The organism is Aeromonas encheleia (assembly GCF_900637545.1).
Classification (GTDB): domain Bacteria; phylum Pseudomonadota; class Gammaproteobacteria; order Enterobacterales; family Aeromonadaceae; genus Aeromonas; species Aeromonas encheleia.
In genome coordinates, this window is sequence record NZ_LR134376.1 from 1,133,889 (window position 1) to 1,156,648 (window position 22,760).

Genomic DNA, 22,760 nt, shown 5'->3' on the forward strand with positions numbered 1-22,760 from the left:
GGGGCTTGGGCCCCCGCGCTTTTTTTACCCTGAGGCTTGCACCGCCTATGCCGGGCGCGGCGGGGCGGGCAGCAGCACGCTCACCTCAAGGCCCCCCTCGGGCCTGTTGTGGATGTCGAGATCCGCGCCGTGCAGCTGCACTATGCGCTGCACTATGGCCATGCCAAGGCCCACCCCGTCCCCCTGCTGGGGATTGACTCGGAAGAAGCGCTCGCACAGGCGCGACAGGGCGGCGGTGGGGATGCCGGGGCCGTTGTCCCGCACATCCACCCTGACCCTGTTGCCCTCCTGGGTGATCACCACGGCGACCTCGCCGCCCACCTGGGTGTAGCGCAGCGCGTTGTCGATGAGGTTGCCAAACATCAGATCCAGCAACATGGCCTGCCCCATCACCTGCAGATGCTCGTCCCCCTCCAGGGAGAGCTGCAGATCCTTCCTCAGGGCTATGGGGGCCAGGGTAGCCAGGGTGCCCTGCAACAGCAGGCTCAGATCCAGCTTGCCGAGCGCCGGGGCCTGCTGGTTATCGATGCGGGCCTGGGTCAGCAGCTGGCGGATCAGCCGGTCGCTGCGATCGAGGGCCAGCAGCATCTTGCGCAGGGCCTGCTCGCGGCTGGCGTCATCCTCGGCGGCCAGGGCATTTTCACTGTGGATGCGCAGCACCGCCAGCGGGGTGCGCAGTTCGTGGGCGGCCTCGTTGGTGAACTGCTTCTCCCGCTCTATGGTGTCCGCCAGGGTGTGCATCAGGCGGTTGATCTCCGACACCAGCGGCGTCAGCTCCTCGGCCTTGATGGCCAGGTTGAGCGGGCTCAGGTTGGCGGGATGGCGCTCGCCTATTGCCTGGGTGAGTTGATTCAGTGGAGCCAGCCCCCGGGTGACCAACCACCACAGCAGGCCGAGCAGGAAGGGCAGGGTGATGAAGAGCGGCAGCATGGTCAGGGTAGCCATCTTGCTGGCCAGCTCCCCCCGCTCGTCATCCCGCTCCGCGACGATGAGCCAGGTCTGCTCAGCCTCGTTGTAGAGGGTGAAGGTGCGCCACTCGTGGTGATCCTTGGTCTCGCTGTTGAAGCCGCGCTCCAGGGTGGTCAGGGGCTGCTCCGGCGCATTGGGTGAGCGCAGCAGTATGGTGCCTTGCTCGTTGAGCAGCTGAAAGTAGAGGTTGTGTTCGAACTCGTGGCCGTAGGGGGTGAACTCGTTGTCCCGCCCCAGCTGGCTGAAGCCGCGCTTCTCCGGATGGGGGTCGTCGGGCACGGCCTGCTCCCACTCCTGGTAGACGGCCCCGTTGCTGGGCAGCTCGCCGCGCTGCTTCAGATAACGGCTGAGCAGCTGGTTGGTGATGCGGGCGGACTGGGCGAGACGGGCATCGAACAGCTCCTCCATCTCGTGGTTGGCTTCCAGGTAGCCGATGAGGCCGCTGACGGCCAGGCTGAGGCTGACCAGGGCCAGGATGCCGGAGAGCAGGAAGCGGCGGATGGAGCGGACGCGACTCATCGGGCGGACATCCCTCTGCTGCCCGGGGTATCTGGCTGCGGCACTATGTAGCCGACGCCGCGGATGTTGCGGATGAGTTCGGGGAAGAACTTCTTGCGCAGGTGGTGGATGTGCACCTCCACCGCATTGCTCTCGGCCCCCTCGTCCCAGCCGTAGAGGCTCTGTTGCAGCTGCTCCTTGCTCAGCACCCGGCCGCTCTGGCTGATGAGCTCCAGCAGCAGCTTGTATTCGTGGGGGGTGAGCCTGACGGGCTCGCCCTGATAGGTGACCTGTTGCGACTCGGGGTAGAGGAGGATGTCGCCATACTCCAGCGTGGCCTGCGCCTGGCCCTTGCTGCGCCGCACCAGGGCACGCAGCCGGGCATTGAGCTCCTGCAGGGCGAAGGGCTTGACCATGTAGTCGTCGGAGCCCGCATCCAGCCCGACCACCCTATCGTCGAGGGCATCGCGGGCGGTGAGGATCAGCACGGGCAGCTGGTGCCCCTCCCGGCGCAGCTTGCGCAGCAGGCTGATGCCATCGATATCGGGCAGATTGAGATCCAGGATGAGGGCGGCAAACTCTTCACTCTTGAGCACCGACAGGGCGGGCAGTCCCTGCTGCAACCAGTCCACCGTATAACCACTGTGGCGAAGGGCATCCACCATGCCATCCCCCAGCATCACATCGTCTTCCACCAGCAGGATCCGCATTCTTATTCTCCCTTAAACGACGCAGCCCACCAGCATGAGCATGCAAAATCTGCGACCACCAGGATCCGCATCGTCATTCTCTCTGAAACGACGCTGCCCACCAGTATGCAAGCGGGTGGGCAGAGTTGAAATAACTGTTTGGTTCAGCGTGCTTTTATAACTTGGCGAGGCGTTCGCGGATCTCCCCTCGTCGCCCTTCGTCAGCCACTTCACGGCCCGGGCGACTCGGCGCCGCCAGCGCCTTGTCGAGATAGGCCCTGGCTTCGGCCTTGCGGCCCTGATCGAGCAGGAAGTCGCCGTAGAAGTAGTTGGGATCGATGCCGTTCGGGTTGATGGCCAGTGCCTGCTTGAGCAACTGCTCGGCCTTCTCGTCATCGCCAAATCCTACCGGCCAGCCCGGCACCTGATAGTAGAGCGACCCCAGGCTGGTGTAGGCGGAGCCTTCCAGCGCACTGGGATCCTGCTTGATGGCTATTTCCAGCTTCGCCTTGGCCTCTTTCACCAGGCTGAGGGCCCCCAGCCCGCCCTTGGCGCCGGCCCAGGTGCTCTTGACGATGGCCGACCAGATCAGCAGATCGGTGCGAAAGGCCTCCTTGGCGCTGGCCTGATCGGCCTGGCTGCTCAACTGCTCCAGGCAGCTCTCCTTGGCCTTGCCGGTCTGTTGATACTGGCAGTGGGCCCACTGCTGCTGGATGATGGGCAGGGTATCGGCGGCCTGGGCCAGACCGCTCCCCAGGGTGAGTAGCAAGAGGGCATGGCGGCTAAACAGGGTGCGGGAAATGCTGTGCTTCATCTTAAGGTTCCTTCTCTGTCATTACGGAGGTGGGGCTGCCCGACTTGCCCGCGGCGGGCGCGGCCGAGTGGCGGGCATAGCGCTCGATGATGGGTCTTTGCCTGGCCAGCGCCTTGTCGACGAGGCCGGGCAGCAGGCCGTTGAGGCGCACGAACAACTTCTCCGGCCAGCCGAGCCAGCTGCTGCGGGTTTCGTTGCACAGGGCGATGACGGCGGCCTCGGCCACGTCCTGCGGGCTGTCGGTACGGGTGCCGAGTGCGGCGTTCATCTCGTAGGCGGCTTCCGAGTTGAGATGGGTACGGGTGGCGCGCGGGGCGAAGTGCAGCACCTTGACGCCGGTGCCTTCCAGCTCGCGTCCCAGCGCCTCGCTGAAGCCGCGCAGGGCGAACTTGCTGGCACAGTAGACGCTGTAACCCGCATAACCGATACCGCCAAAGCTGGAGCCGATGTTCATCACCACGGCGGGCTTGCGCAGCCTCGGCAGCAGGGCGCGGGTGAGCTGGATCGGCGCCTCTATGTTGAGCCGCAGTTGGCGTTCCACCTGTTCGATGCTCTGATCCTCCAGCCAGGCAAACTGGTTGCAACCGGCGTTGTTGATCAGCACATCCAGCCCTTCATCCAGTGCGGGGTGTTGCAGCAGGCGCGCCCGCTCCTCAGGGGAGCTCAGATCGGCGACCACGATCTGGTGACGTTCCGGATGGGTCAGCTCCTTGCAGAGGCGCTCCAGTGTGCTGGTCCTGCGTCCGTGCAACAACAGGTGCGCCCCCTGCGCCGCCAGCTCCTGGGCCAGCGCTTCGCCGATCCCGCCGCTGGCGCCCGTGAGCAACACCTTTTTTCCTTCAAGCTTCATCGTGTCTCTGCATCCGTTAGTTGATAGAGCATGTCGGCGTAGAGGCGGTAGACCACCCTGGCCGAGTGAATGATGGCGGCCTGATCGGCGGGGTCTTCCAGCCGGTTCATCAGGGATTCGAAGAACTTGAGGTGCTCCTGATCCAGCGCGCCGTGGGAGCTCAGGTAGCTCATCGCCTGGGGCGGCAGGCCGAGGCCGCTCTTGAGCTGGTCCGCCACTGTCAGGGCGATGGCGACGCTGGTGCCTTCCAGCACCTGCACCATGCCGAAGAAGCCCATGGGGTTGCCGCGCTGGATCTGGTCATAGAGAAAGGCCACCATCAGCTCGATGGGCAGGCCCGGCTGGCCGTGGCGCACCGCCTCGGCATCACCACCGCAGGCGCGGATGTCGTTGAGGATCCACTCTTGATGGCCGTACTCTTCGTCTATGTACTCCTTGATGGCCTCTCGTAGCCACTCATGCTCCTGCCCCAGCTTGCCGCCGGTGGTCATCAACAGCGGCACCGTGTGACGCACGTGGTAGTAAGCCTCTGCCAGGAAGGCGAGATACGTCTCTCGGCTGATATCGCCACGGCGGCAGGCTTCGATGATGGGGGCGCGGAACAGGTGCTCACGCTCCTGGGCGGTGGCTTGTTGCAGGGTCTGGTAGAAGCTCATGAGCGCTCTCCTGTGAGGCATTGGCTGATCTGTCGGGAAAAGTGGTGATAGATCCGTTCGCGACGGGGGCGACCGTTGGCGGTCAGCAGCTCCGGATGTTGATCCAGAGCCACCGGCAGCCAGTGGTGAATGCGGGCGTAATCGGGCAGGCGCTGGTTGAGCAGCTCGATCTGTTGCGCCAGTTGGCCATCTGCGCCGGGCAGCGGCTGGATCAGCGCCACGTTGGCGGGCTGGCCATCGCCGAAGACCACGATGCGGACGATGGCCGGGCAGAGCTGGGCCTGTGCCTCGACCCATTCGGGGGAGAAGTTGCGGCCAAAGGCGGTGATCTGCAGGTTCTTCTTGCGCCCCGTGATGTGCAGGTAGCCCTGCTCATCCAGATGACCGAGATCGCCGGTGGCAATCTGGCTGGGGGGGGGCTCGTCCGTGCCCAGGTAGCCGAGCATGGCGGCCCCTTCCACCAGGATCTCGCCGTCGGCGGCGATCGCTATCCTGCAATGTGGCAGGGGCTGGCCGACACTGCCGAGGCGGTGTTCCTCCGGGCCATTGAGCGCCACGACGGAGCCGCATTCTGACAGACCGTAGCCTTCATAGACCGGCATCCCCAGCTCGCGGGCGTGGCTGATGAGCTCGGGGGCGACCTTGCCCCCGCCCACGGCGATGAAGCGCAGGGTGGCGAGGCGCTCGGCGAGCGCCCCATTGGCGCCGCACAGGGCGAGCAGCAAACGCAGCAACTCGGGCACCAGCACCAGGCTGTGGCTGGGCCAGTGCAGCAGGGCCCGGGCCAGGGTGGCGGGATCCAGCTTGCTGGAGCCTTCGAACCCCAACTCCTTGAGCGAGGGGATCTGGCTGCAGGCGCCGGTAAGCAAGGGCACATAGAGGCCAGTCAGGTTCTCCAGCAGGGTGGTCAGCGGCAGCAGGGTCAGGTGTTTCTCGACCCGTGCTGGCGCGACGCGTCTTGCCAGCGAATCGCAGACCGCCATCATCTGTTCAAGGGAGAGGCAGACCCCCTTGGGCTGGCCCGTGCTGCCGGAGGTGTAGGTGATCTTGGCGGTGCCTGCTGGCAAGGGGGGCACCTGTGCCGGCTGCTTGCGCCACAGCGGCAGCTCGCCGACCGACAGGGTCAGGGGCTCGCAGGCCTGCCATCCCTCATGCTCGGGTCCTACCAGGGCATCGGCCCCGCTGCTTGCCAGCAACCAGGCTTGTTGCTCCGGGCTGAAGAAGTGAGGCACAGGGATGACCACGATCCCGGCCCGGGTGCAGGCCAGATCGATCAGCGCCCAGGGCAGGCCGTTGTCGAGCTGCAGCGCCAGCCGAGCGATGCCGGCCTGCTGCAACCGGTCGGCCAGGCGCTGGATCTGCTGCCACAGGGTCTGGTAATCCAGCACTCCCTGGCTGCCTTGCAGTGCCGGTTGTCGTGGCGTCAGGCTGGCGTGGCGGGCGATGGCGTCGAACAGGCTCATTGGGCACACCTCTTGTCACCGTCATGGTCGGCATGGCTAAAAAGGATGGGCATGGGCCCCAGCAGGTTGAGCAGCAGGCTGCTCTGGGCGAGCACGTCTCGTCCATGGTTGATGTCGCCTGCCATCACCTTGGGCTGGCAGCGGTAGTATTCCCCCCAGGCGCTGGCGTCCTCACCCACCTGATGGGCCTGGGCGGGGGCCAGCTCCACCGGGTTGAGGCGCAGGCGGGCAAAGCTGTTGCGCAGCTTGGCGGTACCGGTGAACACCACGTAGTCGAGGGCGTTGTCACACAGCAGGCGGCACAGCGCCGCAAACATCAGGCGGGCATTGCCCGGTTCGCTGCAGGCCAGATTGCCCACCTCGATGATGCGGTTGCGGGCCGGACGTACCCCGAGGCGGGTTTCGATGGCGGCCTCGATGGGCTGCTCCAGATACTGCTCAAGATAGAGGGGGCATTCACTCCCCCCTGTGCTGGCGTGGTTGAGGCCGCAGGCGCCGACCAGCATGCCGTCTGCCCGATAGAGGCCGAGCAGGCAGGGCAGAAAATGGGGAATGTGGGCGTTGAATTCGAGGCCGTAGGCGGCCTGGATAAAAGCTTGCAGCGCCATGACCTGCGGCGGGGATTCGGCCAGGGTCAACCTGTAGGGGGCTTGGATCTCTATGGTCATGGTTGGCTCCTTCTCTTGCGATGGGTTGAGAGTAAGAGGGCAAACTTAAGAGACCCTTAAGGAGTAAAAAAAGTTGTCAGCAGGGCGGCGGGCAGGCAATCTGCGCGGCTGTCACCCATGAGGATCCGCCATGTCATCAAGCGCCAGCTGCCCCCTCTGCTTGGCTCGCCACAGCTACCCGCTGCCCGTCGCCGGCAAGCATTACCATCGCTGCCAAAGCTGCGAGCTGGTCTGGCTGGATCCGGCCTGCCATCTGGCGCCGGCGGCGGAGAAGGCGGTCTACGACGGGCACGACAACCAGGTGGACGATCCCCGCTACCGCAGCTTCCTGATGCGGGCCTTCGGCGAGGTGCTGGCCCGGGTGCCGGCGCCGGCCTCCGGCCTCGACTTCGGCTGTGGCCCCGGCCCCGCGCTGATCGCCATGGGGCGGGAGGCGGGCTACGAGATGGCGGGCTACGACAAGTTCTACGCCGATGAGCCAGCGCTGCTCACCCGGCAGTACGACTTCATCACCAGCACCGAGGTGATCGAGCACATCGCCGATCCGCGCCGCGCGCTGGACGGGCTTTGGGATTGCCTGAGACCCGGCGGCATCCTGGTGCTGCAGACCCAGCGGGTGCTCGGTGACGAGCGCTTCAGGAGCTGGCGCTACCGCCATGATCCGACTCACATCGTCTTCTTCGCCGAGGCCTCGTTTCACGCCCTGGCGGCCCGTTGGCAGGCGGCGGTCTGTTTCCCCCATGCCGATGTGGTCGTCATCACCAAACCCTGAGTGGGCCGTTTTCATTTGGCCATGAGTTGGGCATGCTGGGAGCCTGTTACCAAGGAGCTGGTATCCCCATGTCGATTCCCCATCTCTCGCTGCAAGACGCCCGTCATCTGCAGCTGGCGGCCCAGGGCCTGCTGAGCCCCCCCAAACGCAAGGCGGGCCCCGCCGACCTGCTGGCCTGCATCCGCCGCATGGCGTTGCTGCAGATAGACACCATCCAGGTGGTGGCGCGCAGCCCCTACCTGGTGCTGTTCAGCCGGCTCGGTCACTACGATCCCGCCTGGCTGGATCAGCTGCTGGCGCGGGGTGACATCTTCGAGTACTGGGCCCACGAGGCCTGCTTCATCCCCCGCGAGGATTACCGGCTGCTGCGTCATCGGATGCTGGATCCCGCCGCCATGGGCTGGAAGTTCTCCGCCCAGTGGCTGGCGACCCACGGCGGCGAGATAGCGCAGATCGTCGAGCGTATTCGCCAGCAGGGCCCGGTGCGGGCTGCCGATATTGGAAACGAAAGAGGCGAGCGCAAGGAGGGCAAGGGCAACGGCTGGTGGGACTGGAAGCCGGAGAAGCGTCACCTGGAGGTGTTGTTCACCGCCGGAAGGCTGATGGTGAGCGAGCGGCGCAACTTTCAGCGGGTCTACGATCTCGCCGAGCGGGTGCGCCCGGGCTGGGACGATGGCCGGGATCTGCCGAGCCAGGCACAGGCCCAGCGCGACATGGTGCGCGCCAGCTGCCGTGCCCTCGGGCTGATCAAGACCGGCTGGGTGGCTGACTACTACCGCCTGCGCCGTGGCAAGTACGATGCCCAGCTCCATCAGCTGGCGGACGAGGGGGAGCTGCTGCCCGTGCGCGTCGAGGGGTGGCAGCACGGCGCCTTCGTCCACGCCTCCCTGGCCGATGAGCTGGTGCAGGCGCAGGCCGGCACCCTCAAGGCGACCCACAGCGCCGTGCTGTCACCCTTCGATCCCCTGGTGTGGGATCGCAAGCGGACCAGCGAGCTGTTCGGCTTTGACTACCGCATCGAGTGCTACACCCCGGCGCCCAAGCGCCAGTACGGCTACTTCGTATTGCCCTTGCTGCGCCGCGGCAAGCTGGTGGGACGGCTGGATGCCAAGGCTCATCGCAAGGAGGGGCTGTTCGAGGTCAAGAGCCTCTATCTGGAGGAGGGGGTCAGGGTGAGCGCCAGCCTGGCGCAGGATCTGGCGAAGGCGCTGCAAAAGCTGGCGGATTGGCATCAGACGCCCGCCCTGCGCATCGGCGCCATGCCGGCCCCCCTGCGGGCCCTGTGGCCAGCGCCGCGCCCTTGGCCCGCAGGCTAAACGACGGCCAATCAAAAACCGCGTCCTTGGCCCGCAGGCTAAACGACGGCCAAACAAAAACCGGGCACTGGGCCCGGTTTTATCATGTGTTGCTGGCAACTGAAGGATTACTGGAGTACCAGCACCATCAGCAGGCCGACCGTGATGGCAGACACCAGGAAGGCGAAGCCATAGAACACATAGTGGTGCAGCTTGGTGGTGTGGATCCCAAGGTCGTGCAGGCCGTGATAGATGCGGTGCATGCCGTGCCAGATCGGCAGGGCGATGATCACCAGCAGGATACAGGCACCCCACCAGGAGCTGGCGAAGGCGAGCACGCGCTCGTAGCTCATGGTCTCCACGTCCATGATGCCCATGGGCACCAGCAGACCGGTAATGAGGACAATCACCGGCAGCAGCATGGCGACCACCATGCCACCGGCACCAAACAGACCCCAGTAAATAGGTTCGTCAGAACGTCTCATGGTTTTCTCCTCAGGCGACGATGATCAGGACAAGCAGGGATACCACTGCCAGCGCCACATACTGGACGATGACGATCGGCTTCTCCGGCACCAGGTCTTCGCCACGGAAGATGCGCATGGCCTTGGGCGCCAGGGCGAACCAGGTCTTGGCATGGAACAGGCAAGCTGCCAGGGCGATGACATGGAACAGGATGGCGATTGGGCTTTGCAGGGATTCCAGCCAGCCGTTAAACGCTTCCTGACCCTGTACCAGTCGCAGCAGACCCCACATCAGCACCACGGCGTAGATGGAGACGAAGATACTGGTGCCTTCACGGATCATGTAACCGGTGTAGAAGGCGTTCTTCAGCCACCAGTCTTTCTTCATTTCGCGCACGTAGGGCTTACGTTTGCTATTGGTGTTGTTCATGGTCTCACTCCTGGTCTCAATCCGGCTTGAACATGGCGATCATGTAGTCCTTGGCGCTCTCGACCTTGCCAAGCTGGATAGCGGCGGCCGGATCCACGCCCTTCGGACAGACATCGGAACAGTAGCCCACGAAGGTACAGCCCCAGACACCCTCGTCCTGGCTGATGATCTTCATCCGCTCCTTGGACGCGCCGTCGCGGTTGTCGGCGTTGTAGCGATAGGCCAGAGCCAGTGCCGCCGGACCGGTGAACTTCTTGTTGATGCCGTACTGCGGGCAGGCGGCGTAGCACAGACCACAGTTGATGCACATGGAGAACTGGTGATACTTCGCCATGTCGGCCGGGGTCTGGGTGTACTCGCCGTCACACAGGTTGCGCGGTTCGCTCGGGATGATGTAGGGCTTGATGCTCTCCAGCTTCTCGATGAAATCGGACATGTCGACCACCAGATCGCGCTCGATCGGGAAGTTGTTGAGCGGCTCGATCTTCATCTTGCCCGGCAGATAGTCGCGCAGGAAGGTCTTGCAACCCAGCTTCGGAATGCCGTTGACCATCATGCCGCAGGAGCCGCAGATCGCCATCCGGCAGGACCAGCGGAAGCTCAGGGTAGAGTCCAGCTGATCCTTGATGTACTGCAGCGCATCCAGCAGGGACATCTCTTTCAGGTAAGGCACCTGGAAGGTCTGCATCCAGGGCTCGTTGTCCTGCTCCGGTCGGTAGCGCAGGATCTCAATTTCGATCATCTCAGCCATTCTTCTTAGCCTCGTCTTGTTTCTCACCCTCGGAACCGTACACACGCTTGGCCGGTTGGGATTTAGTGATCTTCACATCGGAGTAATCGATGGTCGGGGCGCCTTCCTGGTTGTAGAAGGAGAGGGAGTGCTTGAGGTAGTTCACGTCATCCCGCTCTTCGTAACCATCCAGACGCTGGTGGGAGCCACGAGACTCTTTGCGGTTGATGGCGGAGTGGGCCATGGCTTCGGCCACGTCCAGCATGTAGCCCAATTCGATGGCGTACAGCAGATCGGTGTTGAAGACCGAGGACTTGTCGTTGATCTTGACCTTCTTGTAACGGGCCTTCAGCTCGTTGATCTTGTCGATGGTGCCTTGCATCAGCTCTTCGGTACGGTAGATACCGACCCCGGCTTCCATGGACAGGCCCAACTCGTTGCGGATATCGGCCGGGTTTTCGGTGCCGTCGATGTCGAGCAAGGAGAGGTGCTGCTTGATCAGCTGCTGTGCCTTGGCGGCCAGCGCCTCGGTGTTGCCATGAGTCTGGGTCTTGGCAAACTCACCGGCGTGCTCACCGGCCACCTTGCCGAACACTACGATCTCAGACAGGGAGTTGGAGCCCAGACGGTTGGCACCGTGCAGACCGACGGAGGCACACTCGCCCAGGGCGTACAGACCCGGCATGCGGGTGGCGCACTGGCCGTTGGTCTCGATGCCACCCATGGTGTAGTGGGCGGTCGGACGAACCGGGATAGGCTCCTTGACCGGATCCACACCCACGTAGGCCTTGGCCAGTTCGCAGATGAAGGGCAGACGCTCCTTCAGGTACTTCTCGCCGAGGTGGCGCAGGTCGAGGTGAACCACGTCGCCCATCGGGCCCTGGATCACGCGGCCTTTCTGCTGCTCTTGCCAGAATGCCTGGGAGAGGCGATCGCGGGGACCCAGCTCCATATGCTTGTTCTTCGGCTGGCCGACCGGGGTTTCCGGGCCCAGACCGTAGTCTTGCAGGTAGCGGTAGCCATCCTTGTTGAGCAGGATGCCACCCTCACCACGACAACCTTCGGTCATCAGGATGCCGGTGCCCGGCAGGCCGGTCGGGTGATACTGGACGAACTCCATGTCGCGCAGCGGTACACCGTGGCGGTAGGCCAGGGCCATGCCGTCGCCGGTGACGATGCCACCGTTGGTGTTGTAGCGATACACGCGACCGGCGCCACCGGTGGCCAGAATGACGGACTTGGCCTGGATGAAGCGGGTGATGCCGTTCTGGATGTCGAAGGTCAGGACGCCCTGGACGCGACCGTCTTCCACGATCAGATCCATACAGAAGTGCTCATCGAAGCGCTTGATGGTCGGATACTTGATGGAGGTCTGGAACAGGGTGTGCAGGATGTGGAAACCGGACTTGTCGGCGGCGAACCAGGTGCGGGGGATCTTCATCCCGCCGAAGCGGCGCACGTTGGCTTTGCCATCCGGCTTGCGGCTCCAGGGGCAGCCCCAGTGTTCCAGCTGGATCATCTCGTTGGTGGCATTGTTGACGAAGTAGTCGACCACGTCCTGCTCACACAACCAGTCGCCACCGGACACGGTGTCGTTGAAGTGATTTTCGAGGGAGTCATCCTCACGGACGACGCCGGCGGCACCGCCTTCTGCCGCCACCGTGTGGCTGCGCATCGGATAGACCTTGGAGATCAGGGCGATCTCCAGCTCCGGGTGTGCTTCTGCTATGGCGATAGCGGCACGCAGGCCACCACCACCGGCACCGATGATGGCGACATCGGTCTTGATAATATCCACATCTGCCTCCTTAGGGATAGATTTGCTGGGCACGATTTTGCTCTATGAAAAAAATTCAGGCTTGATGCAAGTCAAACTGCTTTGTTTTAGTGCTTGGCAATGGTGGTTTTTATTAAAACCACCCCATTCCTTGGATAAAAATGCCGTCATTATCGCCATCCATCAGTGATCTGGATCAGCCGTAATCATTGCTCGGATTATTTTAACTCCAAGATTGTACGTAGTTTTCTTTCAAAAAAATGAGAAATGCCTCTCTTTTTAGGTATTACCCCTAAAGTTTTTAAGTTTTTTATCAAAAATATTTAATAATAATTATTCTCACGAAGCAGGGGTCAAAAAGGCTTCAAAAAAGTAATGCGAATATAGTTGGAGCGGGACACGTATGCGTCAGGATGTTAACCGAAGGGAGAGGCAGATCACAGAGATGGGGGGAGTGAGGGGGGATTATAACTACTGAAACCAAAAGACTTTATATAAGAAGGGGCCTGTATGGCCCCTTCTTGTTTGACGGTATCAGATGCGGAACATGCCCACCTGATTGTTGAGTTCACCTGAAATATTTTTGAGTTGGGCCGACAGGTTGCGGGAGCTGTCGGCATCCACGGCCAGCTCATCGGAGACGTCCTTGACCGCCTGGATGTTGCGGCTGACCTCGTCGGTCACCGCCCGCTGCTCCTCGGCGGCGCTGGAGATCTGGGTCGCCATGTCGGAGATCTGGTTGATGGAGGTGGTGATCTGCTCCAGCGCCTGGGTAGCATCGTTCGCATCCTCCACGCTGTTCTGCGCCAGCAGCTGGCCCTCGTGCATGGTGCTGACGGCGCCCTGGGTGTTGCGTTGCAGGGTCTCTATCATGCTGCGGATCTCGACGGTGGAGCTGTGGGTTCGCTGGGACAGCACCCGCACCTCGTCGGCCACCACGGCGAAGCCACGGCCCTGCTCACCGGCCCGGGCGGCCTCGATGGCGGCGTTTAGCGCCAGCAGGTTGGTCTGCTCGGCGATGCCCTGGATGGTGGAGAGGATGGTGTTGATCTCCTGCGCATTCTTCTCCAGCTCCTGGATGATGCCGGAGGCCTGTTTGACCTGGGTGGCGAGATCCGTGATGGAGCGTTGGTTGCGGGCGATCACCTGCTTGCCGTGCTCACAGCTGCTGGAGGAGCTGCGGGCCGCATCCGCGGTCTGCTCGGCGTTGCTGGCCACCTCCACCGCGGTGGCGGACATCTCGTGCACCGCGGTGGCGATCTGGGAGATTTCGTTCTGCTGGCGCGCCAGACCCTGGTTGGACTTCTCCGCCATGTCGTGGGACGACCTGGCCTGCTGGTTCAACTGCCCGGAGGAGTTGGAGATGTCCTGCACCATCACGTGGATCCGCTCGATGAAGGTGTTGACGTGTCTGGCGACCGTGCCCACCTCGTCTTCCCGCTCGATCTTGATGCGGCGGGTCAGGTCGCCGTTACCGCGGGAGAGATCGGCAATCGCTTCGCCGAGCGTCTTCAGCGGCGCCAGGGAACTGTTGATGGCGACGTAGGAGAAACCCGCCACTATGAGGATGGTGAGCAGCCCCTGTAGCAGGGCGGAGCTGACCATGCGGGATACCGACTGATAGGCGACCGCCTCGTCCACCACTATGCCGAAGTACCAGTTGGTGTTGGGGATCTCGGTGAGATCGAACACGCTGGCCTTGCCGCTGATATCCATCTCGGAGATGGTGTTGTCATGGGCCAGCTCGTTGACCTTGGCCGCCGTCAGCTCGGGGGAGAGGGCGGTGGCGGGCTTGAGGGTCAGCGCCTTGTCCGGGTGGGCGATGATGGTGCCGTTGCTGTCCACCAGGATGGCGTAGGTGCCCTCGGAGTTCATGGCCAGCACGTCGCGCACCAGCCCCTCGATGGAGACGTCACCGGCGATCACCCCCTGGGTGTTGCCACGGGTGAAGGGCTCGGCGATGGTGATGATGAGGTTGCCCGACGCGGCATCGGCGTAGGGGGCCGTGATGGCGAGCTTGCCCGCCGCCATGGCGTCCTTGTACCAGGGGCGCTGGCGCGGATCATAGCCGGCCGGCAGGCTGGTCTGCTTGCTCTGGATCATCCGGCCATCCTGGGTGCCCACGTAGACCAGATCGAAGTTGCCCGCGTTCATGGACTGGGCCAGGTGGCTGATGGGCTCATCCTCCTTGGCGAAGGCCTCCTTGGTGGAGCTCACCATGCTGATGCGGGCGTCCAGCCAGCGGGAGATCCCCTTCACGTTGGAGGCCGAGCTGTCGTCGATGAAGCTCCAGATCAGGCGCTGGGTTTCGCTGCGCAGCTGGGAGGTGTTGTACCAGACCTGCAGGCCGGTGATGACCAGGATGATGGCCCCGATGGCGAGGACCAGCTTGTTCTTGATGGATAGATTCATGTGTACATCCTTGTGAGCGTCAATCTGAGATCTGGGTGTGGTCTGTTATTGTTATGAGCCAATACTGTATCGGCTGAAATTGGACTTTATGTATCCCGATGCGCACGAAATTTAGCATCTATTTTTGACGTTCTATGGCCCGCCAACCCGCGTCGATACTCAGCTGAATCGATCTGGTCGGTTGGTGAAGATGCCATCGACACCCATGGTCGCCAGCGCCCTGCCATCGGCCGGCTCGTCGACCGTGTAGACCAGCACCTTGAGCCCCCGTCGGTGCGCATCCGCCACCAGTTCGGCATCGACGAAATCCACATCGCAGTTCAGTGACCAAGCCCCCAGCTGCTCGGCGAATAGGGCCAGGGTGAGCGGCAGGCTGGCGGTCAGGGCGCCGAGGCGCAGCTCCGGTCGCAGCAGGGCAAAGCGCGCCAGCTCGGGGTGGTGGAACGATGAGATGACCCAGTGCGCCGGGGTGAAACCCAGCTCCACCTCGGCTCGCCGGGTCAGGACCGCCACCGGCTCGGCGGTGTGGGCGCCCTTGAGCTCGATGTGCAGCTCGCAGCGTCCCGCAATCAGGGCCATCACCTGCCACAGGGTCGGGATCTTCTCTCCCTCACCCGCATCCAGGCTTGCCAGATAGGCGCGGGGTTGCTCGCAGAGCACCCCGGCACCGTCGGTGCAGCGCTCCAGCCGCCGGTCGTGGAATACCCACAGCTCGCCGTCGGCCCACTGCACGTCGAGCTCGATGGCGCTGACCCCGAGTGCGATGGCCCTCGCCATCGCCTTGAGGGTGTTTTCCGGCGCCAGCCCGCTGGCGCCGCGATGGGCAATGATCTGCATGTTATGGCTCCTGAATTGTCGAGATTCAGCTCTGATTTAGCCCCGGCTCATCCTGATATCGATCTGCTGGTGCGGCAATCCCAGCCCCTGCTGCCGCAGCTTCTCCAGCACCAGCGAGTGAACCTCATGGGTGATCGGCATGCGGTGATCCATGTTGTTGACGTAGAGGCGGATCTCGTAGATGAGTGCCGAGTCGGTGAACTCGACCAGGAATACCTCGGGAGTCGGGGTATCCAGCACCAGGCTGGACTCCTGCACGCACAGCTCCAGCAACTGCTGCACCCGTTTGGGTTCCTGGCTCAGGCCGATGCGGATGCGTAGCTTGACCCGGGTGATGGCATCGGACAGGGACCAGTTGATGAACTGCTCGGTGATGAAGGCCTTGTTGGGGACGATAATCTCCTTGCGATCCCAGTCCACTATGGTGGTGGCGCGGGTCTTGATCTTGGTGACTGTGCCGGTCAGATCGCGAATGGTGACGGTGTCGCCGAGCCGGATCGGCTTCTCGAACAGGATGATGAGGCCCGAGACGAAGTTCGCGAAGATCTCCTGCAGGCCGAAGCCCAGACCCACCGACAGCGCCGCCACCAGCCACTGGGTCTTGGACCAGTCGATGCCGAGCATGGAGAAGCCGGTGAGGGCACCTATCAGGATCACCATATATTTGCTGACGGTGGTCAGCGCGAAGCCGGTGCCGGGGGAGAGGCTCAGGTGCTGGAGCAGGGTGAGCTCCATCAGCCCCGGCAGGCTGCGGGCGGTGACCACGGTCAGGATGAAGGCGAAGGCGGTCAGCATCAGATCCTGCAGGGTGATGGCGGAGAGCTGCTCTATGCCGGCCACCTTGCTGCTCACCTGCCACACCTCGATGCTGCTGAGGAAGCTGAAGGCCGAGTTGAGATCCGACCATTGCACCACCACCAGCATGGTGAAGCCCAGCATCAGCAGGGTGCGCACCAGCCCCAGCGACTGGGCGCTGATGGTGTCCAGATCCAGCTCGGGCTCCTCCACCACGTCCGGGATCTCGGAGCTGAGATCGTCCTCGTCACGTTCCCGTTGGGCCAGGATCTCGGCCCGCTTGCTCTTGGCGCGATCGAAGGCGAGACGGCGGCGCTGGATCAGCATCCAGCGATGGGCCAGGTAGTAGACGAGCAGGCAGCCGAGCCCCAGCAGCAGGCTCAGCTCCAGCTGGCGCAGCAGGGTGCGGGAGGTATAGAAGTAGCCGAACAGGGAGCCCAGCACCGCCAGCAGGGGGGCCAGCATCAGGCTGTTCCAGATGAAGTGGTGCAGCAAATGGGGCTTGGTCATGTCGGCCTGACCCCAGGTCAGCGGCAGCTTCTCCCGGTTGAGGCGGGCGAAGAACAGCAGCAGCCAGAGCGCCCCGACGATGAAGGCCAGGCGGCCGAGGGAGTCGTAGAAGGCGTGCTCCTGATAGCTGTTGGCCATGCCCTGCACGAAGAAGCTCGGGATCAGCACCAGCAGTAGGGTGCGGAACTGGCCCCACACCCGCTGCACCGGCTCTTTCGGCCAGCGAAAATGCAGGATCAGGATCCCCTTCTCCAGGGTCAGGTGGCGGACCACCAGCAGGGCCAGCAGCAGAAACCAGATCTCGCCGAGGCCACGGGCCACCGCGACCGCGAACGGATATTGCCAGGCGCCGTCCAGCAGGCCGCGCATCATCAGCGCCATGGCCGGCAGCGGCAGGGCGGCGAGCAGGGAGCGCACCAGCAGACGGCTGGTGAGGCTGAACTTGTCCTGGGTCACCTTGCCGATGCGCGGGGCTATGTACTGGCTGTACTCCGTCAGATGGCGGGCAAGCTTGGTCCAGCACCAGGCCAGCACCAGCAGGCCGAGCCCGGCCAGGGTGAGGTTCATGGGGTTGTTTTCCACTATGGCCCTGGGCAGCTGCAACCAGTTGGCGGGATCGATCAGCAGGCTCAGCGCGGTGGGCACCCCGAGCAGCACGGTCGGGGTGAGCGGGCGCACATCCGGCATCCAGAACAGGTGGCTGGCGCTGATGTCCCGGATCTCGTCGATCTTGCTGTTCTGGCGGCTGTAGAGCAGCTTGAGTCGGGTCTGCTCCTGGATCAGGGTGTCGGAGGCGTCGTTGAGCCGGGTCAGCAGTTGCCGTCTGGCCTTGAGCAGGTTGTCGAGCACCGCCTGCTGGGCGCGATCCAGGGTGATGTCATCGCCGCTGAGCAGGTTGTTGCGGATCTGATCGGGATCCTTGAGGGCATCCTGCTCGGTCTCGTACTGGTACTTCGCCATGCGCGCCTTGACGATGGCGGACTCCAGCTTCTCCAGCGGGAAGTAGTTGGGCAGATCGGCCAGCTTGCTGCGCAGGTTCTCGCCATAGGCGTTGCTGATCTGCAGCCATTCCAGCTGCTCGCGCACCGAGTTGACCAGATCGTTGAGCCCGGACAGGGACTTGTCGATGTCCCGCTGTTCGTCCTGCACCCGTTCGATCTGCTCCTCCAGGGCGCCGAGTTGCAGGGAGAGCGCCTGATTCTGCTGTTGCTGCTCCTGCAGCAGGGGCAGATCCGAGGTGAGCTGCCGGCGCAGCCGCTCGCTTTCGGCCAGCGCCTGCTCCGTCTTCTCCCGCCGCAGCAGGTTCTGTTGCGTCAGCAGGCTGTTCTGCCACTCGTCCTCATCGGTGATGGCGAGGTTGAGCTCCTGCAGCTTCAGCTTGCCGAGATCGTTGCGCTGCTGGGCGGAGAGCTGCTCCAGCTCCAGCATCTGGATCCGGTCCGACAGGCTCTGCTCCTTGAGGCGGGTGGCCAGTTGATGGGCCTCCTGCAGGCGATCCGACTCGTTGCTGAAACTCAGGCGATCGAGCTGGGCGCGGGTCTGCAGCAGCTGCTTGCGCAGCTCGTCGACCCGCAGGTGATACTCCTGACCCGTGCTCTCCAGCTGATTGAGGCCATCCATCACCGCCTGACGCTCCTTGCGCAGGTTGATCTGGCGGTTGCTGCTCAGGCTGATGGCCTGGCGCAGCGCCTCCTCCTTGAGGGAGGAGAGGGGCGGGCGGGACTGGGGCTGATAGTTGTGCAGGCTCTCCTTGAGGCGGGCCGACTCCTTGGGATAGTCGATCAGGATCTGCTGGTAGACCTTGCCCTGCTCCCGGTAGCGCTGGGCGTCCCTGGCGTATTGCAGCGCCTGCTGGTAGCTCTCCCGCAGCTGCTGGTTTTCCGGGGTGTCGGTCTTGGGCACGCCTTGCAGCAACTCTTCAACCTGAGTGATGGCGTCATCGGCCTGTGCGAGCGAGGGGAGAAGGCTGAAGCAGATCAGCAGACAGAGCAGGCGTTGCAACATGGCGCACGTTTCCGTTCATGAGAAGTCGCCTTAGCCTAAAGCAGGGGGTGGGGCGGGTAAAGTCTTCCATATTAATGATCTGTAACATAAATAACGGGTGATCCGGGTCTTGTTTGGCTATTATTCTGGCCGTTCCCCTCAGTTGAGCAGTTTATGTCCACAGTCGATCTGGGCACAGCCCCCCTTTCCCGCCTCTTCCTGCGTTATGTCACCCCGACCGTGGCGGCCATGCTGGTCACCGGGGTTTATGTCACCATAGATGGCATCTTCGTCGGCCATATCCTGGGTCAGGACGGCCTGGCCGGCATGATGCTGGCCTACCCCATCTGCGCCGTGCTCTATGCGGTGGGGGCGCTGATCGGCATGGGCTCCTCGTCGCTGGCCTCCTTCTATCTCGGCAAGGGGGAGCAGGGGAAGGCGCGCCACATCGTCGGCAACGCACTGGTGATGGTGCTCATCGCCTCGGCCGTGCTCGCCTTTATCGGCATCAATTATGGGGATGAGATGCTGGCCTGGATGGGGGCCGAGGGGGTCATCTTCGACGCAGGACTCGCCTATCTGCAGTGGTATGCCTGGCTCGGGACCTTCGCCGTGCTCTCCATGGCGTTCACCGCCCTGCTGCGCAACGACGGACGACCCGGCCTCACCACCTGGATCCTGGTGGGCGGCGGCGTGCTCAACGTGCTGCTCGACTACCTGCTGATGGCGGTGATCCCCTGGGGGCTGGCGGGGGCCGCCATCGCTACCATGCTCTCCCAGGCGGTGACCGGCGGCCTCTGCCTGTGGCACTTCTTCACCCCGCGCAGCCAGCTGCGCATCCGCTGGGATACTTTGGTGCCGGACTGGCGGCTGATGGGGGAGACGCTGCGACTCGGGGTCTCGAGCTTCCTGATGTACCTCTACCTGTCGGTGGTGCTGGCGCTGCACAACAAGGCGCTGCTGTCGGTGGGGACCTCGCTGCACGTGGCCGCCTACGGGGTGATCAGCTACAGCGAGGCCTTCTTCTATCTCATCTTCGAGGGGATCGCCATGGGCATCCAGCCCATCGCCAGCTTCAACGCAGGGGCGGGCAACTGGCAGCGGGTGCTGCGGGTGCGCAACCTGGCGCTGGGGGTGACCCTGCTGGTGGCGCTGTGCGGCATGATCCCGCTCTATCTCTGGCCGGAAGGGGTGGTCTATCTGTTTGCCGGTGACAACGCGGCCCTGCTGCCGGTGGCGAGCCTCGGCATCTGGCTCTACTTCTGGGGACTGCCGATGGAAGGGCTGCTGCTGGTGGGGGCTACCTACTTCCAGGCCATCAATCGGGCCCGCATCGCCTCCCTGCTCACCGGGGGCAAGCTGGTGCTGATCGGCGGTTTCCTGTGGGGCTTCTCCTCCCTGTGGGGGGTGGCCGGGGTCTGGCTGGCGCTGCCCACCTGCAGCAGCCTGCTGGTGCTGGTGATGTGGCGGGCCATGCGCAAGGAGGCGGGCCTGCATGCCGGCGCGAGCTGAAGGCGACCGCCAGCGGACCCTGGGTGACGGATGTGAAAAAGAAGAGGCAGCCCAGGCTGCCTCTTCTTTTTTATGACGTGCTTATGACGTGAGCCGGCTCAGGGCTTGAAGGCCCCGATAAAGATGGCGGGATCGACGCGGGCATCGTTGAGGCTGACGTTCCAGTGCATGTGGGGACCGGTGGCGCGACCGGTGGCGCCGACCCGGCCGACGATGCCGCCCCTCGGCAGGCTCTGGCCCAGCTTCACGTCGACCTTCGACATGTGGCAAAACATGCTGATCAGCCCCTGGCCGTGATCGACGAACACCGTATTGCCATTGAAGAAGTAGTTGCCGATCAGGATCACCTTGCCCGCGGCCGGCGCCTTGATGGGGGTGCCGGCACCGACCGCGAAGTCGAGGCCCGAGTGGGGGTTGCGCTCCTCGCCGTTGAAGAAGCGGCGCAGGCCGAAGGGGCTGGAGAGCGGCCCCTGCACCGGCTTGTCGAACAGCAGGTTGCTGGGCTGGGTAGGGCTGAAGGTCTGATAGGCCAGGGTCTGCTCCGCCAGCTCGCGGTTGATGCGCACCATGTCCTCGGCCAGCGGGTTGACCTGGCGGCCGTTCTTCAACTTGATGTGCTGCTCACGATAGTGCTTGGGTTGGACCAGGAAGCTGAGCCGGCGGCCATCGTTCACCGCCAGGGAATGGGGGCCGGTGGCGCTCTTGAGCGGGATGCCGACTATGGCTATCCAGCGACGGCCCTCCTCACGCACGACCAGCACCGGCTTGTCCTGATAACGGGCGCTGGGCGCCTCTGGTCCGTCCCCCAGTGCTACCACGGCCACGCCACCCGGCACCGGATGATTGAGCAGACGGCTGATGAAGCCTGGCTCGGCATAAAGATGAGTGCTGCCCAGCAGCAGGACAAGGAACAACAGGCGGCGCATGGCGGCTCCATCGAATGAGAGGGGTGGAATCAAAGGGGGAAAATGATGCCACATTCCCGCCGGGCTGTCCGCAGCGTCGGGCAACAGGGACGAGCAGTGGCGTCATTTGTTGTCCAGATGTTGCCTGGAAGCGAGCAGGCTCGGCCAGCCTGTGCTATTTACTAATGCATCACTAGATATTGGTCGTTGAATGACACCTATTGTGACAAGGAAGACAGGCTCTGGCAGGGGAACGGTAGTCGCCAGCGGCATCCAGGGCTAGACGGAGGTTGTGATGAAGACGAATGCTCTCTTTGTGCTTGCACTCGCCATGGGCGGGCTGGTATCTGTCCCCGCCGCCGCCTTCAACGGCACTATTACCATCAATGGGGAAGTGACTGCCGGCACCTGCGCCATCGCCGTCAATGGCGGCAACGCATCGGCCACAGTGACCCTGCCCACCGTCAGCACCAACGCGCTGAGCAGCATAGGCCAGACCGCCGGTGCCACCGGTTTCAACCTCGCGCTCACCAGCTGCCCGACCACGGGATCGGTGCGGGCCTACTTCGAAAACATCGGCGTGGCCCAGGCCACGGGCAACCTCAGCAACAAGGCCGTCGCGGCGGGCGGGAAAAATCCGGCCCAGAACGTGGAGGTCCAGATCCTCTCGGCCAACAGTACCCCCATCGACTTGAGGACCAATACCGGAAACAACGTGCTGGTTGACTTCAGCGCGACCGGCGGGGCGACGCTCTATTACAGCGCCCAGTACATCGCCACCGGCGCCGTGGGGGCCGGCCTGGTCTCGGCGGACCTCATCTACTCGCTGGATTACCACTGAGTATCGCCTCCATGAGTCTGCCCCGGGGCCTTGGATGGGCAAGGCTGTGGCGCTATGGCTGGGGCATGGTGCTGCTCGTTGCCTGGCAGGCCTGGGGCTATGTCCAGATCTCGGGTACCCGGGTCATCTACCCCGCCTCCGCTCGTGAAGTCACGCTGGAGCTGACCAACAAGGGCAACGTGCCCGCACTGGTGCAGGTCTGGATGGATGCCGGCGACCGCCGCATCCGGCCCGGTGCCGAATCGGTGCCATTTTTGATCACCCCCCCCATCACTCGGATTGATGCCCAGCGCGGCCAGTCGCTGCGCCTCACCTATGTGGGGCAGGGGCTGCCACAGGATCGCGAGTCGGTATTCTGGCTGAATGTGCTGGAGGTCCCACCCAGCACCAAGTCCACCCAGGCGGGCCAGAATCTGGTGCAGCTCGCCTTTCGCTCCAGGATCAAGATGTTCTATCGCCCCGAGGGGTTGGCTGGCAACGTTGAGCACTCCGCCCATCACCTGAACTGGCGCCTGATCCGACAAGGGGAGGGCTATGCCTTGCGGGCCAGCAATCCAAGCCTGTATCACGTCAGCATCAGCAATCTCGAGCTGCAGACGACCCAGACCAGGCGCTACAGCAATCTCAGTGGCGGCATGGTGTCCCCGGGAGGCAGCGCCGATTTTCCCATCGATCGCCTGTCGGGCTCGGTTCATGCCAAGGCGGTGACCTTCTATTGGCTCAATGATTATGGGGCCCGCGAGGTGGGTCGATTCGTCTTCAACTGATCCCGTTTTGGCTCTTGAGGGGGAGGTGTGCCGTGTCAGCCAGTCATCATCCCCAGCATTCAATGTCTCGTGCCAGCGCCCCGGGGGCTGGAGTCCGGAGGGCGGTTAGTGGCGGGCTGCTTG

Annotated in this window: 20 protein-coding genes; 5 read left to right on the forward strand and 15 right to left on the reverse strand. The window is 63.4% G+C overall.

What is annotated here, in order from left to right:
* Positions 1 to 45 precede the first annotated feature (45 nt).
* The 7 genes from EL255_RS05425 to EL255_RS05455 all read right to left on the reverse strand — a co-directional run bounded on the left by EL255_RS05425 (position 46) and on the right by EL255_RS05455 (position 6,607).
* The gene (locus EL255_RS05425) at positions 46 to 1,488 is read right to left on the reverse strand and encodes an ATP-binding protein (protein ID WP_042652727.1); all 1,443 of its coding nucleotides are present in this window, start codon (positions 1,486 to 1,488) and stop codon (positions 46 to 48) included.
* Positions 1,485 to 2,177, reverse strand: coding sequence for a response regulator (locus tag EL255_RS05430; protein ID WP_042652726.1), 693 nt, complete (start codon positions 2,175 to 2,177; stop codon positions 1,485 to 1,487). Before EL255_RS05430 ends, EL255_RS05425 begins: the two co-directional genes overlap by 4 nt.
* Before the next feature lie 154 nt (positions 2,178 to 2,331).
* A complete protein-coding gene (locus EL255_RS05435) occupies positions 2,332 to 2,970 on the reverse strand; it encodes a tetratricopeptide repeat protein (RefSeq protein ID WP_042652725.1) in 639 nt (212 codons plus the stop codon).
* A gap of 1 nt (position 2,971) precedes the next feature.
* Positions 2,972 to 3,820 carry an SDR family oxidoreductase gene (locus EL255_RS05440; RefSeq protein WP_042652724.1) on the reverse strand — a complete coding sequence of 283 codons (849 nt, stop codon included), beginning with the start codon at positions 3,818 to 3,820 and terminating at the stop codon, positions 2,972 to 2,974.
* Positions 3,817 to 4,476: an iron-containing redox enzyme family protein gene (locus tag EL255_RS05445; protein WP_042652723.1), complete on the reverse strand. Its 660-nt coding sequence runs from the start codon at positions 4,474 to 4,476 to the stop codon at positions 3,817 to 3,819. The genes EL255_RS05440 and EL255_RS05445 overlap by 4 nt, the downstream gene beginning before the upstream one ends.
* The gene (locus EL255_RS05450) at positions 4,473 to 5,939 is read right to left on the reverse strand and encodes an AMP-binding protein (RefSeq protein ID WP_042652722.1); all 1,467 of its coding nucleotides are present in this window, start codon (positions 5,937 to 5,939) and stop codon (positions 4,473 to 4,475) included. Before EL255_RS05450 ends, EL255_RS05445 begins: the two co-directional genes overlap by 4 nt.
* Positions 5,936 to 6,607: a thermostable hemolysin gene (locus EL255_RS05455; protein ID WP_042652721.1), complete on the reverse strand. Its 672-nt coding sequence runs from the start codon at positions 6,605 to 6,607 to the stop codon at positions 5,936 to 5,938. The genes EL255_RS05450 and EL255_RS05455 overlap by 4 nt, the downstream gene beginning before the upstream one ends.
* A gap of 130 nt (positions 6,608 to 6,737) precedes the next feature.
* On the opposite strand from EL255_RS05455, the gene EL255_RS05460 reads away from it, so the two are divergent.
* Both EL255_RS05460 and EL255_RS05465 read left to right on the forward strand, forming a co-directional pair.
* Positions 6,738 to 7,379, forward strand: coding sequence for a class I SAM-dependent methyltransferase (locus EL255_RS05460; protein WP_042652720.1), 642 nt, complete (start codon positions 6,738 to 6,740; stop codon positions 7,377 to 7,379).
* Positions 7,380 to 7,447: 68 nt separating this feature from the next.
* Entirely contained in the window at positions 7,448 to 8,695 is a 1,248-nt protein-coding gene (locus EL255_RS05465) for a winged helix-turn-helix domain-containing protein (RefSeq protein ID WP_042652719.1), read from the forward strand.
* A 107-nt stretch (positions 8,696 to 8,802) separates the two neighbouring features.
* On the opposite strand, the gene frdD is transcribed toward EL255_RS05465, so the two are convergent.
* The 7 genes from frdD to mscM all read right to left on the reverse strand — a co-directional run bounded on the left by frdD (position 8,803) and on the right by mscM (position 18,633).
* Positions 8,803 to 9,159 (reverse strand): fumarate reductase subunit FrdD, encoded by a 357-nt coding sequence (gene frdD, locus EL255_RS05470; protein WP_025326128.1) that lies wholly within the window; start codon positions 9,157 to 9,159, stop codon positions 8,803 to 8,805.
* Between the two features lie 10 nt (positions 9,160 to 9,169).
* Positions 9,170 to 9,568 carry a fumarate reductase subunit C gene (locus tag EL255_RS05475; RefSeq protein ID WP_042652718.1) on the reverse strand — a complete coding sequence of 133 codons (399 nt, stop codon included), beginning with the start codon at positions 9,566 to 9,568 and terminating at the stop codon, positions 9,170 to 9,172.
* A gap of 16 nt (positions 9,569 to 9,584) precedes the next feature.
* Positions 9,585 to 10,319, reverse strand: a complete 735-nt coding sequence (locus EL255_RS05480; protein ID WP_042040876.1) for a succinate dehydrogenase/fumarate reductase iron-sulfur subunit — start codon at positions 10,317 to 10,319, stop codon at positions 9,585 to 9,587.
* On the reverse strand, positions 10,312 to 12,096 hold the full coding sequence (frdA, locus tag EL255_RS05485) for a fumarate reductase (quinol) flavoprotein subunit (protein WP_042652717.1): 1,785 nt from the start codon (positions 12,094 to 12,096) through the stop codon (positions 10,312 to 10,314). Before frdA ends, EL255_RS05480 begins: the two co-directional genes overlap by 8 nt.
* A gap of 513 nt (positions 12,097 to 12,609) precedes the next feature.
* The gene (locus tag EL255_RS05490; RefSeq protein WP_042652716.1) at positions 12,610 to 14,487 is read right to left on the reverse strand and encodes a methyl-accepting chemotaxis protein; all 1,878 of its coding nucleotides are present in this window, start codon (positions 14,485 to 14,487) and stop codon (positions 12,610 to 12,612) included.
* A gap of 159 nt (positions 14,488 to 14,646) precedes the next feature.
* Positions 14,647 to 15,324, reverse strand: a complete 678-nt coding sequence (locus tag EL255_RS05495; protein WP_042652715.1) for a glycerophosphodiester phosphodiesterase — start codon at positions 15,322 to 15,324, stop codon at positions 14,647 to 14,649.
* Between the two features lie 36 nt (positions 15,325 to 15,360).
* Positions 15,361 to 18,633 (reverse strand): miniconductance mechanosensitive channel MscM, encoded by a 3,273-nt coding sequence (gene mscM, locus EL255_RS05500; RefSeq protein ID WP_042652714.1) that lies wholly within the window; start codon positions 18,631 to 18,633, stop codon positions 15,361 to 15,363.
* Positions 18,634 to 18,786: 153 nt separating this feature from the next.
* Between mscM and EL255_RS05505 the strand changes: the two genes are divergently transcribed.
* Positions 18,787 to 20,124 (forward strand): MATE family efflux transporter, encoded by a 1,338-nt coding sequence (locus tag EL255_RS05505; RefSeq protein ID WP_042652713.1) that lies wholly within the window; start codon positions 18,787 to 18,789, stop codon positions 20,122 to 20,124.
* Positions 20,125 to 20,222: 98 nt separating this feature from the next.
* Here the strand turns inward: EL255_RS05505 and EL255_RS05510 are convergent, their stop codons facing one another.
* Positions 20,223 to 21,050, reverse strand: coding sequence for a M23 family metallopeptidase (locus EL255_RS05510; RefSeq protein ID WP_042652712.1), 828 nt, complete (start codon positions 21,048 to 21,050; stop codon positions 20,223 to 20,225).
* A gap of 274 nt (positions 21,051 to 21,324) precedes the next feature.
* Here EL255_RS05510 and EL255_RS05515 point away from each other — a divergent pair, with 274 nt between their 5' ends.
* Complete coding sequence (locus EL255_RS05515; protein ID WP_042652711.1) at positions 21,325 to 21,870, forward strand: fimbrial protein; 546 nt, start codon at positions 21,325 to 21,327, stop codon at positions 21,868 to 21,870.
* Positions 21,871 to 21,881: 11 nt separating this feature from the next.
* Positions 21,882 to 22,637 (forward strand): fimbria/pilus periplasmic chaperone, encoded by a 756-nt coding sequence (locus EL255_RS05520; protein ID WP_042652710.1) that lies wholly within the window; start codon positions 21,882 to 21,884, stop codon positions 22,635 to 22,637.
* The last annotated feature ends 123 nt before the right edge of the window (positions 22,638 to 22,760 follow it).

Coding starts and splice junctions, on each gene's coding strand:
- EL255_RS05425 (WP_042652727.1), bottom strand. CDS start 1,488: ATGAGTCGCGTCCGCTCCATCCGCCGCTTCCTGCTCTCCGGCATCCTG.
- EL255_RS05430 (WP_042652726.1), bottom strand. CDS start 2,177: ATGCGGATCCTGCTGGTGGAAGACGATGTGATGCTGGGGGATGGCATG.
- EL255_RS05435 (WP_042652725.1), bottom strand. CDS start 2,970: ATGAAGCACAGCATTTCCCGCACCCTGTTTAGCCGCCATGCCCTCTTG.
- EL255_RS05440 (WP_042652724.1), bottom strand. CDS start 3,820: ATGAAGCTTGAAGGAAAAAAGGTGTTGCTCACGGGCGCCAGCGGCGGG.
- EL255_RS05445 (WP_042652723.1), bottom strand. CDS start 4,476: ATGAGCTTCTACCAGACCCTGCAACAAGCCACCGCCCAGGAGCGTGAG.
- EL255_RS05450 (WP_042652722.1), bottom strand. CDS start 5,939: ATGAGCCTGTTCGACGCCATCGCCCGCCACGCCAGCCTGACGCCACGA.
- EL255_RS05455 (WP_042652721.1), bottom strand. CDS start 6,607: ATGACCATAGAGATCCAAGCCCCCTACAGGTTGACCCTGGCCGAATCC.
- EL255_RS05460 (WP_042652720.1), top strand. CDS start 6,738: ATGTCATCAAGCGCCAGCTGCCCCCTCTGCTTGGCTCGCCACAGCTAC.
- EL255_RS05465 (WP_042652719.1), top strand. CDS start 7,448: ATGTCGATTCCCCATCTCTCGCTGCAAGACGCCCGTCATCTGCAGCTG.
- frdD (WP_025326128.1), bottom strand. CDS start 9,159: ATGAGACGTTCTGACGAACCTATTTACTGGGGTCTGTTTGGTGCCGGT.
- EL255_RS05475 (WP_042652718.1), bottom strand. CDS start 9,568: ATGAACAACACCAATAGCAAACGTAAGCCCTACGTGCGCGAAATGAAG.
- EL255_RS05480 (WP_042040876.1), bottom strand. CDS start 10,319: ATGGCTGAGATGATCGAAATTGAGATCCTGCGCTACCGACCGGAGCAG.
- EL255_RS05490 (WP_042652716.1), bottom strand. CDS start 14,487: ATGAATCTATCCATCAAGAACAAGCTGGTCCTCGCCATCGGGGCCATC.
- EL255_RS05495 (WP_042652715.1), bottom strand. CDS start 15,324: ATGCAGATCATTGCCCATCGCGGCGCCAGCGGGCTGGCGCCGGAAAAC.
- mscM (WP_042652714.1), bottom strand. CDS start 18,633: ATGTTGCAACGCCTGCTCTGTCTGCTGATCTGCTTCAGCCTTCTCCCC.
- EL255_RS05505 (WP_042652713.1), top strand. CDS start 18,787: ATGTCCACAGTCGATCTGGGCACAGCCCCCCTTTCCCGCCTCTTCCTG.
- EL255_RS05510 (WP_042652712.1), bottom strand. CDS start 21,050: ATGCGCCGCCTGTTGTTCCTTGTCCTGCTGCTGGGCAGCACTCATCTT.
- EL255_RS05515 (WP_042652711.1), top strand. CDS start 21,325: ATGAAGACGAATGCTCTCTTTGTGCTTGCACTCGCCATGGGCGGGCTG.
- EL255_RS05520 (WP_042652710.1), top strand. CDS start 21,882: ATGAGTCTGCCCCGGGGCCTTGGATGGGCAAGGCTGTGGCGCTATGGC.